General features: G+C 70.0%; 19 protein-coding genes. 15 read left to right on the top strand and 4 right to left on the bottom strand.

What is annotated here, in order from left to right; translation table 11 throughout:
* Nucleotides 1-2: 2 nt before the first annotated feature.
* Together R0232_RS31135 and R0232_RS31130 are read right to left on the bottom strand one after the other, a co-directional pair.
* Nucleotides 3-521 carry a hypothetical protein gene (locus R0232_RS31135; protein WP_431510549.1) on the bottom strand — a complete coding sequence of 173 codons (519 nt, stop codon included), beginning with the start codon at nt 519-521 and terminating at the stop codon, nt 3-5.
* A complete protein-coding gene (locus R0232_RS31130) occupies nt 518-1,588 on the bottom strand; it encodes an AraC family transcriptional regulator (protein WP_398497513.1) in 1,071 nt (356 codons plus the stop codon). The genes R0232_RS31135 and R0232_RS31130 overlap by 4 nt, the downstream gene beginning before the upstream one ends.
* A 141-nt stretch (nt 1,589-1,729) precedes the next feature.
* On the opposite strand from R0232_RS31130, the gene R0232_RS31125 reads away from it, so the two are divergent.
* The 8 genes from R0232_RS31125 to yfcF all read left to right on the top strand — a co-directional run bounded on the left by R0232_RS31125 (nt 1,730) and on the right by yfcF (nt 11,597).
* On the top strand, nt 1,730-2,902 hold the full coding sequence (locus R0232_RS31125; protein WP_209543853.1) for an isovaleryl-CoA dehydrogenase: 1,173 nt from the start codon (nt 1,730-1,732) through the stop codon (nt 2,900-2,902).
* 148 nt (nt 2,903-3,050) lie between these two features.
* Nucleotides 3,051-4,724 (top strand): AMP-binding protein, encoded by a 1,674-nt coding sequence (locus tag R0232_RS31120; RefSeq protein WP_431510548.1) that lies wholly within the window; start codon nt 3,051-3,053, stop codon nt 4,722-4,724.
* 42 nt (nt 4,725-4,766) lie between these two features.
* The gene (locus R0232_RS31115; protein WP_057590701.1) at nt 4,767-6,374 is read left to right on the top strand and encodes a carboxyl transferase domain-containing protein; all 1,608 of its coding nucleotides are present in this window, start codon (nt 4,767-4,769) and stop codon (nt 6,372-6,374) included.
* Nucleotides 6,375-6,387: 13 nt separating this feature from the next.
* On the top strand, nt 6,388-7,188 hold the full coding sequence (locus R0232_RS31110) for an enoyl-CoA hydratase/isomerase family protein (RefSeq protein WP_296727475.1): 801 nt from the start codon (nt 6,388-6,390) through the stop codon (nt 7,186-7,188).
* Between the two features lie 16 nt (nt 7,189-7,204).
* Nucleotides 7,205-7,876, top strand: coding sequence for a DUF4126 domain-containing protein (locus R0232_RS31105; RefSeq protein ID WP_431510547.1), 672 nt, complete (start codon nt 7,205-7,207; stop codon nt 7,874-7,876).
* Nucleotides 7,869-9,869 carry an acetyl-CoA carboxylase biotin carboxylase subunit gene (locus R0232_RS31100; protein ID WP_431510546.1) on the top strand — a complete coding sequence of 667 codons (2,001 nt, stop codon included), beginning with the start codon at nt 7,869-7,871 and terminating at the stop codon, nt 9,867-9,869. Before R0232_RS31105 ends, R0232_RS31100 begins: the two co-directional genes overlap by 8 nt.
* A gap of 118 nt (nt 9,870-9,987) precedes the next feature.
* Nucleotides 9,988-10,968 (top strand): DUF4349 domain-containing protein, encoded by a 981-nt coding sequence (locus R0232_RS31095; protein WP_431510545.1) that lies wholly within the window; start codon nt 9,988-9,990, stop codon nt 10,966-10,968.
* Complete coding sequence (gene yfcF / locus R0232_RS31090) at nt 10,968-11,597, top strand: glutathione transferase (protein ID WP_431510544.1); 630 nt, start codon at nt 10,968-10,970, stop codon at nt 11,595-11,597. The genes R0232_RS31095 and yfcF overlap by 1 nt, the downstream gene beginning before the upstream one ends.
* A 24-nt stretch (nt 11,598-11,621) precedes the next feature.
* On the opposite strand, the gene R0232_RS31085 is transcribed toward yfcF, so the two are convergent.
* Nucleotides 11,622-11,936, bottom strand: coding sequence for an EthD family reductase (locus tag R0232_RS31085; protein ID WP_057590706.1), 315 nt, complete (start codon nt 11,934-11,936; stop codon nt 11,622-11,624).
* A 119-nt stretch (nt 11,937-12,055) separates the two neighbouring features.
* Here R0232_RS31085 and R0232_RS31080 point away from each other — a divergent pair, with 119 nt between their 5' ends.
* From R0232_RS31080 to R0232_RS31050, 7 genes are all read left to right on the top strand, one after another.
* Nucleotides 12,056-12,445 carry a hypothetical protein gene (locus R0232_RS31080; RefSeq protein ID WP_057590707.1) on the top strand — a complete coding sequence of 130 codons (390 nt, stop codon included), beginning with the start codon at nt 12,056-12,058 and terminating at the stop codon, nt 12,443-12,445.
* Between the two features lie 54 nt (nt 12,446-12,499).
* Complete coding sequence (locus R0232_RS31075; RefSeq protein ID WP_431510543.1) at nt 12,500-13,420, top strand: 2-hydroxyacid dehydrogenase; 921 nt, start codon at nt 12,500-12,502, stop codon at nt 13,418-13,420.
* 90 nt (nt 13,421-13,510) lie between these two features.
* Nucleotides 13,511-14,260 carry an IclR family transcriptional regulator gene (locus R0232_RS31070; RefSeq protein WP_093348190.1) on the top strand — a complete coding sequence of 250 codons (750 nt, stop codon included), beginning with the start codon at nt 13,511-13,513 and terminating at the stop codon, nt 14,258-14,260.
* A complete protein-coding gene (locus tag R0232_RS31065; RefSeq protein WP_057590710.1) occupies nt 14,257-14,649 on the top strand; it encodes a cupin domain-containing protein in 393 nt (130 codons plus the stop codon). The genes R0232_RS31070 and R0232_RS31065 overlap by 4 nt, the downstream gene beginning before the upstream one ends.
* 25 nt (nt 14,650-14,674) lie before the next feature.
* Nucleotides 14,675-15,685: a Bug family tripartite tricarboxylate transporter substrate binding protein gene (locus R0232_RS31060; RefSeq protein ID WP_093348185.1), complete on the top strand. Its 1,011-nt coding sequence runs from the start codon at nt 14,675-14,677 to the stop codon at nt 15,683-15,685.
* Nucleotides 15,682-16,917, top strand: a complete 1,236-nt coding sequence (locus R0232_RS31055; RefSeq protein ID WP_431510542.1) for a CaiB/BaiF CoA transferase family protein — start codon at nt 15,682-15,684, stop codon at nt 16,915-16,917. The genes R0232_RS31060 and R0232_RS31055 overlap by 4 nt, the downstream gene beginning before the upstream one ends.
* Nucleotides 16,914-18,083: an acyl-CoA dehydrogenase family protein gene (locus R0232_RS31050; protein WP_431510541.1), complete on the top strand. Its 1,170-nt coding sequence runs from the start codon at nt 16,914-16,916 to the stop codon at nt 18,081-18,083. The genes R0232_RS31055 and R0232_RS31050 overlap by 4 nt, the downstream gene beginning before the upstream one ends.
* 2 nt (nt 18,084-18,085) lie before the next feature.
* Here R0232_RS31050 and R0232_RS31045 read toward each other — a convergent pair whose 3' ends face one another.
* Nucleotides 18,086-19,051 (bottom strand): Bug family tripartite tricarboxylate transporter substrate binding protein, encoded by a 966-nt coding sequence (locus R0232_RS31045; protein WP_093348177.1) that lies wholly within the window; start codon nt 19,049-19,051, stop codon nt 18,086-18,088.
* Nucleotides 19,052-19,081 lie beyond the last annotated feature (30 nt).

Genomic DNA, 19,081 nt, shown 5'->3' with positions numbered 1-19,081 from the left:
GCTCAGCGCTTGCCGGAGCGGCGCGCGGCCTGCGCGATCGGGATCAGCGCCCAGGCCTTGGCGCCGTCGAGCGGTGCCACCGGCACCAGGTTGAGCAGCGCGAACACGAGGTTGAAGTAGCCGAGGAAGGCGACCACCGGCCCGAGCCCGCGCACGCTCGCCAGCGGCGTGGCGGCGGCCAGCGCGATCAGCGGCAGCGCCACCATCATCTGTGCCGCGACGCCGCCCCAGGCCACGATGGCCTCGTCCTTGTGGCTGTAGGGCTCCTCATAGTCGCACACGCCGTGGATCACGCCGAGGTAGATCGCGAACGGCCGGTAGCCCATGCGGCGGGCGAAGCCCGCGTGGCCGGCCTCGTGCAGGAAGATGATGCCGAAGTAGGAGACGATGGTGATGACCGCGAGCAGCGGCGTGCGGATGCACAGCAGGAACAGGCCGGCCCCGACCAGGAGGGCGGACCAGTGGATGTAGACCCGGGCGCCGAAGACCCGGAGCTTGCGAATCCGCGCGTAACCGTTCATGGAGGGAGGTCTCGGGTGCGTGACGTCCCGGGCGCTGGCGTCGCGGCCTGCTGCCGGAAGTCCCTGGGTGCGAGTCCCGTCCATTGTAGAAAAGCGCGCGAGAAGCTCTTCTCGTTGCGAAAGCCCGCCGCCAGCGCGACCTGCTTGATCGGCCGGTGGGTGCGCCGCAGCAGGTCGACCGCGAGCTCGTGTCGCACCTCGTTCTTGAGCGCCTGCAGCGAGCTGCCTTCCTCCTGCAGCTGGCGGTGCAGGGTGCGGCTCGACACGTTGAGCAGCGTGGCCAGCGCCTCGGCGGTGGTGGTCTCGGCGGCGCGCGAACGCAGCAGCTCGCGCACGCGCTGGCCCAGCAGCCGGTCGCGCCGGTACTGCAGGATCGTGAGCGGCAGCGCGCGCTTGAGCATGGTGCGCAGCGCGCGCTCGTCGCGCTGCAGCGGCAGCGCGAGATAGCGCTCGTCGAAGGCGATGCTCGCGCGCGCCGCGTCGAAGCGCACCTCGGGCGTGAACATCGCCGCGTAGGCGTCGCGGTGCGCCGGCGCGGGAAAGGGAAAGCCGGCCTGCCGCAGCGAGATGCGCGAGTCGATGGCCCAGCACATGTAGCCGTGCATGAAGCGCAGGCTGGTCACGAGGCAGAACTCGCGGAAGGCCGGGTCGAGCGGCCGGTTCTCGCCGATGCGCAGCGTGGCCACGCCGCCCGCCACCTCGAGCGCGAGGCCGATGTCCTCGGTCAGCAGCCGGTGGTGGCGGCACCAGCGCTTGATTGCCACGCCGAGGTCGGGCGAGGTCAGCGAGGCGCGGCACAGCATGCCGTAGCTGCCCCAGGGCAGGCGGCGCGAGAACCAGCCCAGCGCCTCGTCGTCGAGCTCCTGCATCGCGTGGCCTGACAGCGCCTCGAACTGCGCCGCCGTCACGCGTGCGCCGGGCCGCGCGAGCTCGCGCGGCGTGATCTGTGCCGCCTTGAGCGCCTCGGACGGGTCCTGGCCGTAGCGCTCGTAGCCCTTGACGATGGCTCGCACGAAGGCCATCGGCGTGACCGCGCGGGCGGGGCGGAGGAAGGAGGGGGAGGACATGGCGAGGCGGAGCCGGCGTGGCGCAAATTGCAACCATTGTGGCGCCAATTGCGGCGCCGCGAGGCGTAAGCTGGCGCCTTTCCAGCGCGTCGTGGCGCGGGCAGCCCCACGCGCCGGCCCCCTTCAGAGGAGACAACACCCATGCACGATCCCGGCCTGAACTTCGACCTGGGCGAGACCATCGACTCGCTGCGCAGCGCGATCCAGGACTTCGCAGCGAATGAAATCGCGCCCCGCGCCGCCGACATCGACCGCGAGAACCTGTTCCCGCACGACCTCTGGAAGAAGCTCGGCGACCTCGGCCTGCACGGCATGACCGTGAAGGAGGAATACGGCGGCACCGAGCTCGGCTACCTGGCCCACATCGTGGCGATGGAAGAGGTGTCGCGCGCCTCGGCCTCGGTCGGCCTGTCGTACGGCGCGCACTCGAACCTGTGCGTGAACCAGATCCACCGCAACGGCAGCGAGGCGCAGAAGAAGAAATACCTGCCCAAGCTGGTGAGCGGCGAGCATGTGGGCGCGCTGGCCATGAGCGAGCCCAATGCCGGCTCCGACGTGGTCAGCATGAAGCTCAAGGCCGAGAAGAAGGACGGCTACTACGTGCTCAACGGCGGCAAGATGTGGATCACCAACGGCGGCGACGCCGACACGCTGGTGATCTACGGCAAGACCGAGCCCGAGATGGGCGCGCGCGGCATGACCGCCTTCATCGTCGAGAAGGGCTTCAAGGGCTTCTCGGCCGGCACCAAGCTCGACAAGCTCGGCATGCGCGGCTCCAACACCTTCCCGCTGTTCTTCGACAACTGCGAGGTGCCCGAGGAGAACGTGCTCGGCGGCGAGGGCCAGGGCGCGAAGGTGCTGATGAGCGGCCTCGACTACGAGCGCGCCGTGCTCTCGGGCGGCCCGCTGGGCATCATGGCCGCCTGCATGGATTCGGTGCTGCCCTTCATCCACGAGCGCAAGCAGTTCGGCCAGAGCATCGGCGAGTTCCAGCTCATGCAGGGCAAGATCGCCGACATGTACTCGACCTGGCAGGCCACGCGCGCCTACGTCTACGCCGTGGGCAAGGCCTGCGACCGCAACGACCATGCGCGCACCTTCCGCAAGGACGCGGCCGGCGCGATCCTCTACTCGGCCGAGAAGGCGACCTGGATGGCCGGCGAGGCGATCCAGGCGCTCGGCGGCGTGGGCTACACCAAGGAATTCCCGGTCGAACGGCTGTGGCGCGACGCCAAGCTCTACGAGATCGGCGCGGGCACCAGCGAGATCCGGCGCATGCTGATCGGGCGCGAGCTGTTCGCAGAGACCGCATAGTTCGGTTTTTCTCCCTCCCCCTCTGGGGGAGGGCGGGGTGGGGGCTTGCGGCGGTCGATGAGCCCCTCCCTGAAAAGACGCCGCAGGCCCCCATCCCGGCCTTCCCCCAGAGGGGGAAGGAGCAAGGCAAGGAGACAAGGACATCAACATGACTGCAGCACTGACCGAGAGCTACGGCAAGGGCGCCACCGACGTCCCCCTCATCGAACAGACCATCGGCGACTTCTTCGACGCCATGGTCGAGCGGCAACCCGATCGCGAGGCGCTCGTGAGCCGCCACGAAGGCCTGCGCTTCAGCTACCGCGAACTGCAGGCCGAGTCGGACCGACTCGCCAGCGCGCTGCTGAAGCTGGGGCTCGCGCCGGGCGACCGCGTGGGCATCTGGTCGCACAACAACGCGCCGTGGGTGCTGATGCAGATCGCCACCGCCAAGGTCGGCCTGATCCTCGTCAACATCAATCCCGCCTACCGCACCGCCGAGCTCGAGTACGCGCTCAACAAGGTCGGCTGCAAGGCGCTGGTGACGATGGCGCAGTTCAAGACCAGCGACTACCTCGGCATGCTGCAGGAGCTCGGCCCGAAGCGGCTGCCGCAGCTGGCCCACACCTTCTGGATCGACAAGGCCGGCGAGGGCGCCGAGGTGCCCGGCATGCGGCGCTTCTCGGCGCTGCTGGCCAGCGGCGACGCGGCCGACCCGAAGGTGGCCGCGGTGCAGAGGACGCTGAAGGCCACCGACCCGATCAACATCCAGTTCACCAGCGGCACCACGGGCTTTCCCAAGGGCGCGACGCTGACGCACCGCAACATCCTCAACAACGGCTTCTTCATCGGCGAGTGCATGAAGCTCGGGCCGGACGACCGGCTGTGCATCCCGGTGCCGCTCTACCACTGCTTCGGCATGGTGCTCGGCAACCTGGCCTGCCTCACGCACGGCTCGGCCATCGTCTATCCGAACGACGGCTTCGATCCGCTGACCGTGCTCGAGACGGTGCAGGCCGAGAAGTGTACCGGCCTGCATGGCGTGCCCACGATGTTCATCGCCGAGCTCGACCATCCGCGCTTCAAGGAGTTCGACCTCTCGACCCTGCGCACCGGCATCATGGCCGGCTCGCCGTGCCCGATCGAGGTGATGAAGCGCGTGGTCAGCGAGATGCACCTCGAGCAGATCACCATCGCCTACGGCATGACCGAGACCAGCCCGGTGAGCTGCCAGAGCAGCACCGACACGCCGCTCGACCGCCGCGTGTCGACCGTGGGCACGGTGCAGCCGCACCTCGAGGTGAAGATCGTCGACCCCGAGACCGGCAGGACCATGCCGCCGGGCCAGTCGGGCGAGCTCTGCACGCGCGGCTACTCGGTGATGCACGGCTACTGGGACGACGAGCCCAAGACGCGCGAGGCCATCGATGCCGAGCACTGGATGCATACCGGCGACCTCGCGACCATGGACGCCGAGGGCTACGTCAACATCGTGGGCCGCATCAAGGACATGGTGATCCGCGGCGGCGAGAACATCTACCCGCGCGAGATCGAGGAGTTCCTCTACCGCCATCCCAAGGTGCAGGACGTGCAGGTGGTGGGCCTGCCCGACCGCAAGTACGGCGAGGAGCTCTGCGCCTGGATCATCGCCAAGCCCGGCCAGAGCGTCACCGAGGAAGAGGTGCGCGAGTTCTGCAAGGGCCAGATCGCGCACTACAAGGTGCCGAAGTACATCCGCTTCGTGCCGGCCTTCCCGATGACCGTGACCGGCAAGATCCAGAAGTTCAAGATCCGCGACGAGATGAAGGCCGAGCTCGGCCTCGACGAAGCGCGCACCGCCTGAACACCGGGCCCCGCGCGCCCCGTTCCCGACATTGACTGCACCATGACCCAACTCGAAACCAAACTCAACGCCCGCTCGGCCGACTTCCAGGCCAATGCCGCCGCCATGCGCGCGCTGGTCGACGACCTGCAGTCGCAGTTCGCCGCGGTTGCGCAAGGCGGCGGCGAGGCCGCGCGCGCCAAGCACACGGCGCGCGGCAAGCTGCTGCCGCGCGAGCGCGTGGCCGAGCTGCTCGATCCGGGCACGCCCTTCCTCGAGCTGTCGCCGCTGGCCGCGCACGGCATGTACAAGGGCGACGCGCCCGGCGCCGGCATCATCGCGGGCATCGGCCGGGTCAACGGCGTCGACTGCATGGTGGTGTGCAACGACGCCACCGTGAAGGGCGGCACCTACTACCCGATGACGGTGAAGAAGCACCTGCGCGCGCAGGAGATCGCCGAGCAGAACCGGCTGCCGTGCATCTACCTGGTCGACTCGGGCGGCGCCAACCTGCCGAACCAGGACGAGGTGTTCCCCGACCGCGAGCACTTCGGCCGCATCTTCTACAACCAGGCCAACATGAGCGCCCAGGGCATCGGCCAGATCGCCGTGGTCATGGGCTCGTGCACCGCGGGCGGCGCCTACGTGCCGGCGATGAGCGACGAATCGATCATCGTGAAGAACCAGGGCACCATCTTCCTGGGCGGCCCGCCGCTGGTGAAGGCGGCCACCGGCGAGGTGGTGACGGCCGAGGACCTGGGCGGCGGCGACGTGCACACGCGGCTGTCGGGCGTGGCCGACCACCTGGCGCAGAACGACCTGCATGCGCTGGCGCTCGCGCGCTCGGCGGTGGCCAACCTCAACGCGAAGGCGGCCGAGGGCCCGGCCAAGGCCGCGGTGCGCGAGCCCGCGTTCCCGCGCGAGGAGCTCTACGGCGTGATCCCCACCGACACGCGCAAGCCCTTCGACGTGCGCGAGATCATCGCGCGCGTGGTCGACGGCAGCGAGTTCCACGAGTTCAAGGCCCGCTTCGGCGCCACCCTGGTCTGCGGCTTCGCCGAGATCGAAGGCATGCCGGTGGGCATCGTCGCCAACAACGGCATCCTGTTCTCCGAATCGGCGCAGAAGGGCGCGCACTTCATCGAGCTGTGCTGCCAGCGCAAGACGCCGCTGGTGTTCCTGCAGAACATCACCGGCTTCATGGTGGGCCGCAAGTACGAGAACGAGGGCATCGCGCGCCACGGCGCCAAGATGGTGACGGCCGTGGCCACCGCCAACGTGCCGAAGTTCACCATCATCATCGGCGGCAGCTTCGGCGCCGGCAACTACGGCATGTGCGGCCGGGCCTACAGCCCGCGCTTCCTCTGGATGTGGCCCAACGCGCGCATCAGCGTGATGGGCGGCGAGCAGGCCGCGAGCGTGCTCGCGACCGTGCGGCGCGACGGCATCGAGGCCAAGGGCGGCCAGTGGAGCGCCGACGAGGAAGAGGCCTTCAAGGCGCCGATCCGCCAGCAGTACGAGGACCAGGGCCATCCCTACTACGCCACCGCGCGGCTGTGGGACGACGGCATCATCGATCCGGCAGACACGCGCCGCGTGCTCGCGCTGGGCCTGGCGGCCGCGCGCAACGCGCCGATCCCCGAGCCGAAGTTCGGCATCTTCCGCATGTGAGGAGGAACGCGGCATGAGCGACTTCACCAAGCTGCAACTCACGATCGACGGCGCCGTCGCGCGCATCTGGCTCGACCAGCCCGAGGCACGCAACGCCTTCGACGACGTGGTCATCGCCGAGCTGACGCGCGCCTTCACCGAGGCCGGCGCGGCACCGCAGGTCAAGGCCATCGTGCTGGGCGCCAACGGCCCGGCCTTCTGCGCCGGTGCCAACCTCAACTGGATGCGCCGCATGGCCGACTACAGCCGCGACGAGAACATCGCCGACGCCGGCAAGCTCGCCGCCATGCTGCGCACCATCGCCGAGTGCCCGAAGCCGACCATCGCGCGCGTGCAGGGCGACGTCTACGCGGGCGGCATGGGGCTGGTCGCGGCCTGCGACATGGCCGTGAGCGTGGACAGCGCCTGGTACTGCCTGAGCGAGGTCAAGATCGGCCTGGTGCCCGCCACCATCAGCCCCTACGTGCTGCGTGCCATGGGCACGCGCGCCTCGCAGCGCTACTTCCTCACGGCCGAGCGCTTCGGCGCCGCCGAGGCGCACCGCATCGGCTTCGTGCACGAGGTGGTCGCGGCCGATGCGCTCGATGCCAAGGTCGACGAGCTGCTGAAGGCGCTGACCGGCGCGAGCCCGGCCGCCGTGCGCGCCTGCAAGCAGCTGGTGGCCGACGTGGCGGGCCGCGAGATCGACGACGCGCTGATCGCGAAGACGGTCGAGGGCATCGCCGACATCCGCGCCAGCGACGAGGGCCGCGAGGGCGTGCAGGCCTTCCTGCAGAAGCGCAAGCCGTCCTGGCTCGCGGGCGCGTCGTCCTGACCGGCTCATTCATCCCATGACCGCGCTCGACATGCCCCAGCTGCTCGCCCTGGCCGCCGCCATCGGCTGGGCCAGCGGCGTGCGGCTGTACCTGGTGGTGCTGCTCACGGGCCTGGTCGGCTACCTCGGCTGGGTGCCGCTGCCGGGCGGGCTGCAGCTGCTCGCGCATCCGGTGGTGATCGCGGCCAGCGGCTTCATGGTGTTCGTCGAGTTCTTCGCCGACAAGATCCCGGGGCTCGATTCGCTCTGGGACGTGGTCCACACCGCGATCCGCATTCCGGCCGGCGCGGCGCTCGCGGCCAGCGTGTTCGGTGTCGACCATGGCGCGATGGCGCTGGTGGCGGCGCTGCTCGGCGGCGGCTTCGCGGCCACCGCGCATGCGGCCAAGGCCACCACGCGCGCGGCCATCAACACCTCGCCCGAGCCGTTCTCGAACGTGGGCGCCTCGCTGGTCGAGGACACCATGGTGCCCGCGGGCCTGTGGCTGGCCGTGGCGCATCCCTTCGCCTTCCTCGTGCTGTTCGTGCTCGTGCTGGTCGCGAGCGTGTGGCTGATCCGCAAGAGCTGGCGCTTCCTCAGGGCGCTGTTCTCCCGCGTCGCCCGCATCTTCAGCGGCCGGCCCGATCCGGGCGTCGTGCCCGCGTTTCAACTGAAAAAGAATCCTCCGGGAGACTCGTCCAATGTTTAAGAAGATCCTGATTGCGAACCGTGGCGAGATCGCCTGCCGCGTGGCTGCCACCGCGCGCCGCATGGCGATCCGCACGGTCGCCGTGTACTCCGATGCCGACGCGCATGCCAACCACGTGCGCGCCTGCGACGAGTCGGTGCACCTGGGCGGCAGCGCGCCGAAGGACAGCTACCTGCGCTGGGAGAAGATCCTCGAGGCCGCCAAGGCCACGGGCGCCGAGGCGGTGCATCCGGGCTACGGCTTCCTCAGCGAGAACGAGGAGTTCGCGCAGGCCTGCGCCGATGCCGGCCTGGTCTTCATCGGCCCGCCGCCCTCGGCGATCAAGGCCATGGGCCTGAAGGCCGAGTCGAAGCAGCTGATGGAGAAGGCCGGCGTGCCGCTGGTGCCCGGCTACCACGGCCACGACCAGGACCCGGCGCTGCTGCAGCGCGAGGCCGACCGCATCGGCTACCCGGTGCTGATCAAGGCCAGCGCGGGCGGTGGCGGCAAGGGCATGCGCGCGGTCGACAAGGCGGCCGACTTCGAGGCCGCGCTGGCCTCGTGCAAGCGCGAGGCCATCAACAGCTTCGGCGACGACGCGGTGCTGATCGAGAAATACGTTCAGCGCCCGCGCCACATCGAGATCCAGGTCTTCGGCGACAGCCACGGCAACTACGTCTACCTGTTCGAGCGCGACTGCTCGGTGCAGCGGCGCCACCAGAAGGTGCTCGAGGAAGCGCCCGCGCCCGGCATGACCGAGGCGATGCGCCAGCAGATGGGCGAGGCCGCGGTGGCCGCGGCGCGCGCCGTGGACTACGTGGGCGCGGGCACGGTGGAGTTCATCGTGGAGCAGCGCGACGGCGGCGAGATGAACTTCTTCTTCATGGAGATGAACACCCGCCTGCAGGTGGAGCATCCCGTGACCGAAGCCATCACCGGCCTCGACCTCGTCGAATGGCAACTGCGCGTCGCCGCGGGCGGCACGCTGCCCGCGCAGCAGTCCGAGCTGCGGATCCACGGCCATGCGATCGAGGCGCGCATCTGCGCCGAGAACCCCGACAACAACTTCCTGCCCGCCACCGGCACCCTGCGCATCTACCGCAAGCCGCAGGCCACGGCCTTCCAGCGCAGCCGCGTGCGCATCGACGACGGCGTGCGCGAGGGCGGCGAGATCTCGCCCTTCTACGACTCGATGATCGCCAAGCTGATCGTGCATGGCGCCACGCGCGACGAGGCGCTCGCGCGGCTCGACGCGGCGCTGGCGCAGACCCACATCGTGGGCGTGGCGACCAACGTGCAGTTCCTGCGCGGCGTGCTGGCCACCGAGTCGTTCTCGAAGGCCAACCTCGACACCGCGCTGATCGAGCGCGAGCGCGCCGTGCTGTTCGACCGCGAGACCCTGGGCCTGCCGCTGGCGGCGGCCGCGGCCGTGGCGCGCACCGCGCTCGCCGCGGCGCCGGCCGGCAGCATCGATCCCTTCGCGCGCCGCGACGGCTGGCGCGCGCTCGGCGAGTACACGCGCCGCTTCGACTTCGAATTCCGCGGTGCCGAGCAGAGCGCGCTGCTGACCTACAAGCGCGACGGCAGCCTGTGGCTCGAGGCCGGCGGCGTGGCCGGTCCGCTGGTCGTCGGCCGCCTGCCCACGGGCGAGATCGAGCTCGAGTTCGCGGGCCAGCGCCAGACTCTCGACGTCTACCTCGACGACGCCACGGCCCATGTGTTCGCCGCGGCCGGCGCGACCCGCATCACCGCCATCGACCGCCTCGCCCATGCGGGCGACACGCAGGCCGAGGGCGGCCGCCTCACGGCACCGATGCCGGGCAAGGTCGTGTCCTTCGCGGTCAAGGCCGGCGACAAGGTCAGCCGCGGCCAGCCGCTGGCGGTGATGGAGGCGATGAAGATGGAGCACACCATCGCCGCGCCGGCCGACGGCACGGTCGAGGAGCTGCTGTTCGCGCCCGGCGAGCAGGTGGCCGAGGGCGACGAGTTGCTGCGCATGGCCGCAGCGGCCTGAATCAGCGGCCCCGGTCACGGGGCTTGCAAGCTGTTACCAGATGGCGGCGCCGGTTTTAACCCCGGCGCCGCCAACAGGCCGTATCACCGCGATGCCCACTTCCCTTGAAGGATTCTTCATGACGCATCGCCAGCCGCAGCTCTCTTCGTTCTCCCCCTTCCAGCGCCTCGGCGCCCGTCCGCGCATGCTGCTGCTCGCGCTGGCCGCAGCCCTGACGCTCAGCGCCTGCGAGCGGCGCGACGGGGCCGCGGAAGTCGATGCCGCCGCGGCCCGGCCCACGGGCAGCTACGCGGCCGGCGGCGCGATGGAGTCCAGGCGCATGCGCATGGCCGAGCCGGCACCGCCCGCGCCCGCCGCGATGTCGCTCGACCAGCAGGCCGAGAAGCAGGCGAGCGAGAGCGCGCCGCTGCAGCGCTATCTCGCGATCCGCCAGGACCTCAACGTCGAGGTCGCGCCCGACCAGCTCGCCGAATCCTGGGGCAAGGTGCGCGACCTCTGCGGCACCCTGCGCTGCGAGCTGCTGTCGTCCTCGCTGCTGCGCGAGACGCCGCAGCAGGCCGGCAATGCCACGCTCGAGATGCGCGTGGAGCCGGCCGACGTCGAGAAGCTGCTGGCCGGCCTTTCAGGCGTGGCGAAGGTGGTGGCGCACAACACCACCAGCGAGGACAAGACCGCCGAGGTGATCGACGTCGAGGCGCGCATCAAGAACCGCACCGAGTTCCGCGACAGCCTGCGCGTCATGCTGCGCGACACCACCACCAAGCGCACCATGGCCGACCTGCTGCAGATCCAGCGCACGCTGGCCGACACTCAGGCCGAGCTCGATGCCTCGGCGACGCAGCGCAAGGTGCTGCAGCAGCAGACCAGCAAGCAGCACATCCAGATCCAGTTCACGACCGTGCGCGCGCTGGTCGGCGGCGGCGAGAGCTACAACCCGATGACGCAGGCCCTGCGCAACGCGGGCCGCGTGCTGGCCGAGAGCGTGGGCAGCCTGATCACCTTCGTGGCGGCGGTGCTGCCGTGGCTGCTGTTGCTGGTGCCCGTGCTGTGGGGAGTGCGCCGGCTGTGGCTGCGCCGACGTGCTTCTAAGATCGCGTGATGACCGCCTTGCTGCACCTCCACGTCGACGCCCAGTTCGCCAGTCCCTACGCCCTGTCGGTGTTCGTGGCGCTGCACGAGAAGGGACTGGCCTTCGAGCTCTCGACCGTGGACCTGGCGGCGCGGGAGAACCGGGCCGCCGGCTTCTCGCGCCTGTCGCTGACGCGGCGCGTGCCCACGCTGGTCCATGGCGACTTCGCGCTGTCGGAGTCGTCGGCCATCACCGAGTACCTCGACGAGCTGTTTCCGGGCACGCCGCTCTATCCGAAGGCGCAGCGCGACCGCGCGCGGGCGCGCCAGCTGCAGGCCTGGCTGCGCAGCGACCTGATGCCGATCCGGGTCGAGCGCTCGACCGAGGTGCTGTTCTACGGCCCCACGCAGGCGCCGCTGTCGGAGGCGGCACGCTCGGCCGCGGCAACGCTCTTCGAGGTGATCGAGACGCTGCTGCCGACCGATGCCGAGCATCTGTTCGGCGCGTGGTCCGTGGCCGATCTCGATGCGGCCCTGATGCTGAACCGCCTGCGGCTCAACGGCGATGCCGTGCCGCCGCGCCTGGCCGCCTATGCCGCCGCGCAATGGCAGCGGCCCTCGGTCCAGCGCTGGGTGCGGCTGGAGCGTCCGCCGCTTTGAAGCGGCGGCGCGACAAGGTCCTTCTTAGCCGACGACCACTTCGCTGATCTGCATCACCGGCGCGATGTCGGTGTAGTTCCTCACATCGCCGAGGATCTCCTTGGCATGCGGGCCGAAGGCGCCCTGGAAGGCCTCGACGGAATCGCAGAACACGTGGCACATGCCGACGTAGGTGGGCTTGGCGCCCGGCGCGCCGCCGGCCAGGCCCTTGTCGATGGTGTAGGACTTGCAGGCATCGCCCATGCGCGCCTTCAGCAGGGGCATGTGCTTGTCGCGGTAGTAGTCGTGGTCGAAGCGGGCGCCTTCGGTGTAGGGGTACATCACACTGACTTTGATCATGGGTAGGGTCTCCGGATTGAACGATCGAGCATAGGAGATGGCGCAAGGGCACACAAGGCGTGCACTGTCGCCCTCGGCGCTCGTGCGACGACCTCTCAGACGAACGGAGCGACAGACCGATGACACCCGAACTGCAGGCCCTGAAGGACAAGACCCTCGCGAGCATGGTCGACTACATGCGCAACGACGAGGAGGACCCGGACCACGATCCCGAATTCGATCCCGGCTACACGCAGGCCGAGGTCGACCGCTGCGCCGAGATCGTCGACGAGTACCTCGCGACGCTGACGGCGATCGACGAGGCCTCGGAGGCGAAGCGCGACGCCGCGATCCTCGCGGCCGTCGAGCGCGTGGTGCTGCAGCTCAACCGCCTCAACGAGGACAGCGAGGGCAGCCTGATCGAGACCGACCAGCGCGAGGACCTGTGCGAGCTGATCATCGCGGCCGCGAGCCATGCGGGCCTGGAGACCGAGGGCGAGGACATCACCGAGGAATGGCGCGAGTGGTGACGAGGGCCGCCTCGGCGACCACGGCGTTCGCCGCGCGCCCCTAAGATTCGCTCCATGCGAATCACCGTCTACCTCACCGACAACCGTCCCGACCCCTGGATCGAAGGCCTGAAGGCCGAACTGCCCGACGCCGAGATCGAAGCCTGGCGCCCCGGCGCGCCGCAGGCCGACCATGCGGTCGTGTGGGCGCCGCCGCAGCAGTTCATCGACGAGCAGCCCGCGCTGCGCGGCATCTTCAACATCGGCGCCGGCGTCGACGCGCTGCTCAAGCTCCGCATTCCAACCGGCACGCGCATCGTGCGGCTCGACGACGCGGGCATGTCGGTGCAGATGGCCGAGTACGTGTGCCACACGCTGATCCGCCACTTCCGCGAGTTCGATGCCTACGAGGCCGATGCACGCGAAGGCAAGTGGAGCTACCGCCGGCCCAAGGCGCGCAGCGACTTCCCGGTCGGCATCATGGGCCTGGGCGTGCTCGGCGAGCGGGTCGCGAAGGCGGTCGCGCAGTTCGAGTTCCCGGTGCTGGGCTGGAGCCGCTCGCCCAAGCAGATCGAGGGCGTGCGCGTGTTCAGCGGCGAGGCGCAGTTCGACGAGTTCCTGTCGTCCACGCGCGTGCTGGTCAACCTGCTGCCGCTGACCGAGGCCACGCGCGGCATCCTCAACCGCGAGACGCTCGGCAAGCTGCGGCCCGAGGGTTACCTGATCAGCATCGCGCGCGGCGCGCACCTGGTCGAGGACGACCTGATCCCGCTGATCGACGGCGGCCAGCTCGCGGGCGCCACGCTCGACGTGTTCCAGGTCGAACCGCTGCCGGCCGACCATGCCTTCTGGCGTCATCCAAGAATCGTCGTGACGCCGCATGGCTCGGCGCGCACGCTGCGCGAGGAATCGATCGCGCAGATCACCGGGAAGATCCGCGCGATGGAGCAGGGGCTGCCGGTCGCGGGCGTGGTCGATCCGGTGCGCGGCTACTGACGAGCCACGCCCTTCCGTCGCCCGCCGGAATGCGCCGCGGGCAGGGGAAACCCTGAAGCAATAGTTTTTCACAAGTATGAAAATCTTTTCATGACTGTGAAAACCGCCTTCCGGGTGATCGAGATCGTCGAGCTCTTCGCCCGCGAGAAGCAGCCGCTCGCGCTCTCGGAGATGGCGCGCCTGCTCGACATGCCGGTGTCGAGCTGCCTGGGCCTGATCCGCACGCTCGAGGAGCAGGGCTACATGTACGAGACCGGCCGGCGCCAGGGCTACTACCCGACCGGCCGGCTGCTCGCGATGGCGCAGGTCATCGCGGCCCACGACCCGGTGCTCGACCGCGTGAAGGCCACGCTCGAGGAGCTGCGCGACGCGGCGCGCGAGACGGTGGTGTTCGGCAAGTTCCGCGACGCGGGCCAGGTGGTCTACCTCGAGGTGCTGAGCGCGCCGCAGAGCATCCGCTACACGGCCGAGTCGGGCGAGACGCGCCCGGCCTACGCCAACTCCATCGGCCGCGCGCTGCTGTCCACGCTGGCGCCCGACGCGCGCCGCCTGTTGCTCGAGGGCATGGCGCTGGCACCGCTGACCGAGGCCACGCTGACCACGGTCGAGGCGATCGAGGCCGAGCTGCAGCGCTCGGCCACGCGCGGCTGGTACGGCAACCTCGGCGAGAGCATTCCCGACCTGATCGGCCTGGCCTGGCCGCTGCGCATCGGCGGCGAGGCCTATGCGATCTCGGTCGCCGGCCCGCGCTACCGCATGGAGGCGCGCATCGAGGAGATCGCCGCGATGCTGCGCTCGGCCTGCCTCGCGATCGAACCCAAGACGGAGAACCCCCGATGACGACCGCCGCCGCCCCCCGCTATTTCGTGCGCGAAGCCGAGATCGAGGGCTACCACCCCGCCAACCACACGGGCACGCTCAACAAGCGGCTGATCGGCCCCGAGACCGTGGGCGCGAAGCAGCTCGAGGTGCTGGTGGGCCACATCCAGAAGGGCAAGGGCGCGCTGCCGCATGCGCACCCGGGCATCGAGCAGGTCTGCTACCTGCTCGAGGGCCGCGCGGTGGCCGAGGTCGGCGGCCAGCGGCAGGAGCTGCACCCGGGCGACAGCTGTTTCTTTCCGGCCGACGCGATGCACACCTTCACGGTGGTGAGCGACGAGCCGGTGCGCGTGCTGGTGATCTACAGCCCGCCCTACGAGGAATCGCCGGAGCGCGTGATCCGGCCCTGACCACAACCACCCGGAGACAACCACCATGCAGACGAAGAACGCGACAGAAACAGTCGCGGTGGCGCAGCGCCGCCGTTTCATTGCCATCGGCGCCGCCGCCGGCCTCGTGGGTGCCGCGCCCTGGGCCTTCGCGCAGGACGGCTATCCGAAGCAGCCGATCAGGCTGATCGTGCCCTTCGCGGCCGGCAGCGGCACCGATGCGGTGGCGCGCATCACGGCGCAGATGCTCGGCGAGGCGCTCAAGGGCTCGGTGATCGTCGACAACCGCGCGGGCGCCAACGGCGTGATCGCGGCCGAACTCGTGGCCAAGGCGCCGCCCGACGGCTACACGCTGTTCATGACCACCAACACCACGCACTCGGCCAACCCGAGCCTGATGAAGTCGCTACCCTACGACCCGGTGAAGGACTTCGCGCCCGTGAGCCGCATGGGCAACCTGCCGTTCATGCTGGTGGTCAACAACGAGCTGCCCGTGAAGAACGTGGCCGAGCTGCTGGCCTGGGGCCGCGCGCATCCGGGCAAGCTCAGCTACGCGAGCGGCAACAGCACCGGCATCGTGAGCGGCGCCACGCTCTCGCGCATGAGCGGCGTGCCGATGCTGCACGTGCCCTACAAGAGCACGCCGCCGGCCATCGCCGACCTGATCGGCGGGCAGGTGTCGATGATGGTGGTCGACCTCGCGGCCGGCCTGGCGACGGTGAAGGCCGGCAAGATGCGCGCGATCGCGGTCACCACGCAGGAGCGCACCCAGCTCTTTCCCGAGCTGCCGCCGCTGGCCGACACGCCCGAGCTCAAGGGCTTCGACATCACCTCCTGGAACGGCGTGTTCGCGCCGGCCGGCACGCCGCGCGACGTGGTGCTGAAGCTCAACAAGGTGCTCGCGGCGATGGCCAACGGCGCGGCCTTCCGCGAGCGCGTGAGCAAGCTGGGCTTCGATGCCTTCGGCAGCACGCCCGAGGAACTGGGCGCGTTCACGGTGGCGGAACTCGCGAAGTGGAAGAAGCTGATCCAGGCCGCGGGGATCCAGCCCGAATGAGCGAGTCGCCCGCCGCCACCGGCCCGCTGCAGGGCATCCGCATCCTCGACCTCACGGCGGTGGTGATGGGGCCCTATGCCACGCAGACCCTCGGCGACCTCGGCGCCGACGTGATCAAGGTCGAGCCGCCCGGCGGCGACAACCTGCGCGCCGTCGGTCCGATGCGCCATGCGGGCATGGGCGCGATGGCGCTGCACCTCAACCGCAACAAGCGCTCGATCGTGCTCGACCTCAAGCAGCCCGAGGGCCGCGAAGCCTGCCTGCGGCTCGCGGCCGGCTGCGACGCGCTGATCTACAACACGCGGCCGCAGGCGATGGCGCGGCTCGGCCTGGGCTACGAGGCGGTGGCCGCGGTCAACCCGAAGATCGTCTACCTCGGCGCCTTCGGCTATGGAGAAGACGGTCCCTATGCCGGCAAGCCCGCCTACGACGACCTGATCCAGGGCGCGGCCGGCGTGGCCTCGCTGTTCGCGCAGCAAAGCGGCGGCGAGCCGCGCTACGCGCCCGTGACCCTGGCCGACCGCGCGGTGGGCCTGCAGGCCGCGATCGCGTTGCTCGCGGCCGTGCTGCACGCGCAGCGCACGGGGCGCGGCCAGGCGGTCGAGGTGCCGATGTTCGAGGCGCTTTCGCAGTTCGTGATGGGCGACCACCTCGGCGGCCACAGCTTCGAGCCGCCGCTGGGCCCCACCGGCTACGCGCGCCTGCTGGCCGCGCACCGCAAGCCCTACGCCACGGCCGACGGCCACCTCGGCGTGCTGATCTACAACGACAAGCACTGGCAGGCCTTCTTCGCGCTGATCGGCCGGCCCGAGCTGCGCGACTCGCCGATGTTCGGCACCCACACCGCGCGCGCCGCGAACATCGGCGCGGTCTATGCGTTCGTGGCCGAGGTGATGGCCACGCGCGGCAGCGAGGAATGGATCGCGCTGCTCGAGGCGGCCGACATCCCGGTCGCGCGGCTGCACAGCACCGAGAGCCTGCTCGACGATCCGCACCTGCGCGCCGTCGGCTTCTTCCCCGAGCTCGACCATCCGAGCGAGGGCCGCATCCGCACGCTCGCGCCGGTCGGCCGCTACGGCGCCACGCCGGCCTCGATCCGCCGCCCGGCGCCGCGCATCGGCGAGCAGAGCGTGGAGCTGCTGCGCGAGGCCGGCTATGCCGAGGACGCGATCGCCGGGCTGCTCGCGCGCGGCGTCACCCTGCAACCGGATCCTGCGAAGGACAGCGAATGAATTTCTCCCTCAATGACGACCAGCGCTCGCTGGTCGCGGCCATCGAACGGCTGTGCGAAGACTTCCCCGCCGAGTACTGGCGCGAGCACGACGACCGCGCCGAGTTCCCGCACGAATTCCACCGCGCCGTGGCCGACAGTGGTTGGCTCGGCATCGCCATGCCCGAGGCGCAGGGCGGCGCGGGCCTGGGCATCACCGAGGCGGCGCTGATGATGCGCGCCATCAGTGCCTCGGGTGCGGGCATGTCGGGCGCGTCGTCGGTGCACATGAACATCTTCGGCCTCAACCCGGTGGTGGTGTTCGGCAGCGAGGCGCAGCGCCAGCGCTTCCTGCCGCCGCTGATCGCGGGCCGCGAGAAGGCCTGCTTCGCCGTGACCGAGCCCGACGCGGGGCTCGACACCACGCGGCTGAAGACGCAGGCGCTGCGCCAGGCCGATGGCGGCTATCGGCTGCACGGCCGCAAGATCTGGATCTCGACCGCGCAGGTGGCCGACCGCATGCTGATCCTCGCGCGCACCACGCCGCTCGAGCAGGTGAAGAAGCCCACGCAGGGCCTCACGCTGTTCTACACCGCGCTCGACCGCAGCAAGGTCGAGGTGCGCGAGATCCACAAGCTGGGCCGCGCGGCGGTCGACTCGAACATGCTGTTCATCGACGGGCTCGAGGTGCCGGAGGAGGACCGCATCGGCGAGGAGGGCCGTGGCTTCGAGTACATCCTGCACGGGCTCAATCCCGAGCGCATCCTGATCGCGGCGGAAGCCATCGGCATCGGCCGCGCGGCGCTGCGCATCGCCTCGCAGTACGCGCAGGAGCGCGTGGTGTTCGGCCGGCCGATCGGCCAGAACCAGGGCGTGGCGCATCCGCTCGCGCGCGCCTGGGCCAACCTCGAGGCGGCCGACCTGATGATGCTCAAGGCCGCCACGCTCTACGACGCGGGCGAGCCCTGCGGCATCGAGGCCAATGCCGCCAAGTACCTCGCGGCCGAGGCCGCGCACGACGCCTGCCAGAACGCGGTGCTCACGCTCGGCGGCATGGGCTACGCGAAGGAATACCACGTCGAGCGGCTGCTGCGCGAGAGCTACATCCCGCGCATCGCGCCCGTGAGCCCGCAGATGATCCTGAACTTCATCGCCGAGAAGGCGCTCGGGCTGCCGAAGTCCTACTGAGCTCAGTCGACGCGGATGTTCTTCGCCTTCACGATGCGGCTGTAGATCTCCGCGTCGCGCCGCAGCGCCGCGGCCATCTCGGCCTGCGTGAGGCCCAGCGGCTCGCTGTTGAGCTCGCGGATGCGCTTCGCGAGATCGGGGTCCTTGCTGGCCTCGATCATCACGGCGTTGAAGCGCTGCTGGATCGCGGCCGGCGTCGCGGCCGGCGCCCACAGGCCGTGCCACGAGGTCATCGTGAGGCCCGGCACCACCTCGGCGAGCGTGGGCACCTCGGGCATGGCCGGATGCCGGCTCGGGCCCGAATAGGCCAGCGCCTGCACGCGGCCGCTGCTGATCAGCGGATAGCCGGTGGCGATCGGCTCCATCACCGTGTCGACCTGGCCGCCGATCACGTCGGCCACCGGGCTCGCGCGGTAGGGCACGTGCAGCATGTCGGTGCCGGTCTCGTCCTTGAGCCATTCCACGATCAAGTGCGAGGGGCTGCCCGCGCCGTAGGAGGCATGCGAGATCGAGCCCGGCTTCGCTTTCGCGGCGGCCAGCAGTTCCTTGATCGACTTCGCGGGCAGCTTCGGGCTCGCGATCAGCACCAGTCCCTGCCGCATCGTGGTGGCGACCGGCACCAGGTCCTTCTGCGGATCGAAGGGCAGCTTGGCGTAGATGTAGGGGTTGATCGTGAACGCGGTCGAGAGGTTGTAGAGGAAGGTGTAGCCGTCGGGCGGCGCCTTGGCCACGGTGTCGGACGCGAGGTTGCCGGCCGTGCCCGGCTTGTTGTCGATCACCACCGGCACGCCGAGCTGCTTGCCCATGTAGTCGCCGTAGAGCCGCGCGAAGATGTCCGGCGGCGTGCCGGGCGCGAAGCCCACCACGATGCGGATCGGCTTGTTGGGCCAGGCCGTGCCCTGGGCCAGGGCGAGACTGCAGGCCAGGGCCAGGAAGAGGCCGGCCAGCCATTGGAATCGGGTACGCATGTCTGTCTCCTGTCGCGGGAGGTCCCGCTT

The sequence above is a fragment of the Variovorax sp. DAIF25 genome, assembly GCF_050711835.1.
In the GTDB taxonomy this organism is placed as follows: domain Bacteria; phylum Pseudomonadota; class Gammaproteobacteria; order Burkholderiales; family Burkholderiaceae_C; genus Variovorax.
The sequence above is the reverse complement of the archived record's forward strand: the minus strand, read 5'-3'. Positions and strand labels throughout refer to the sequence as shown.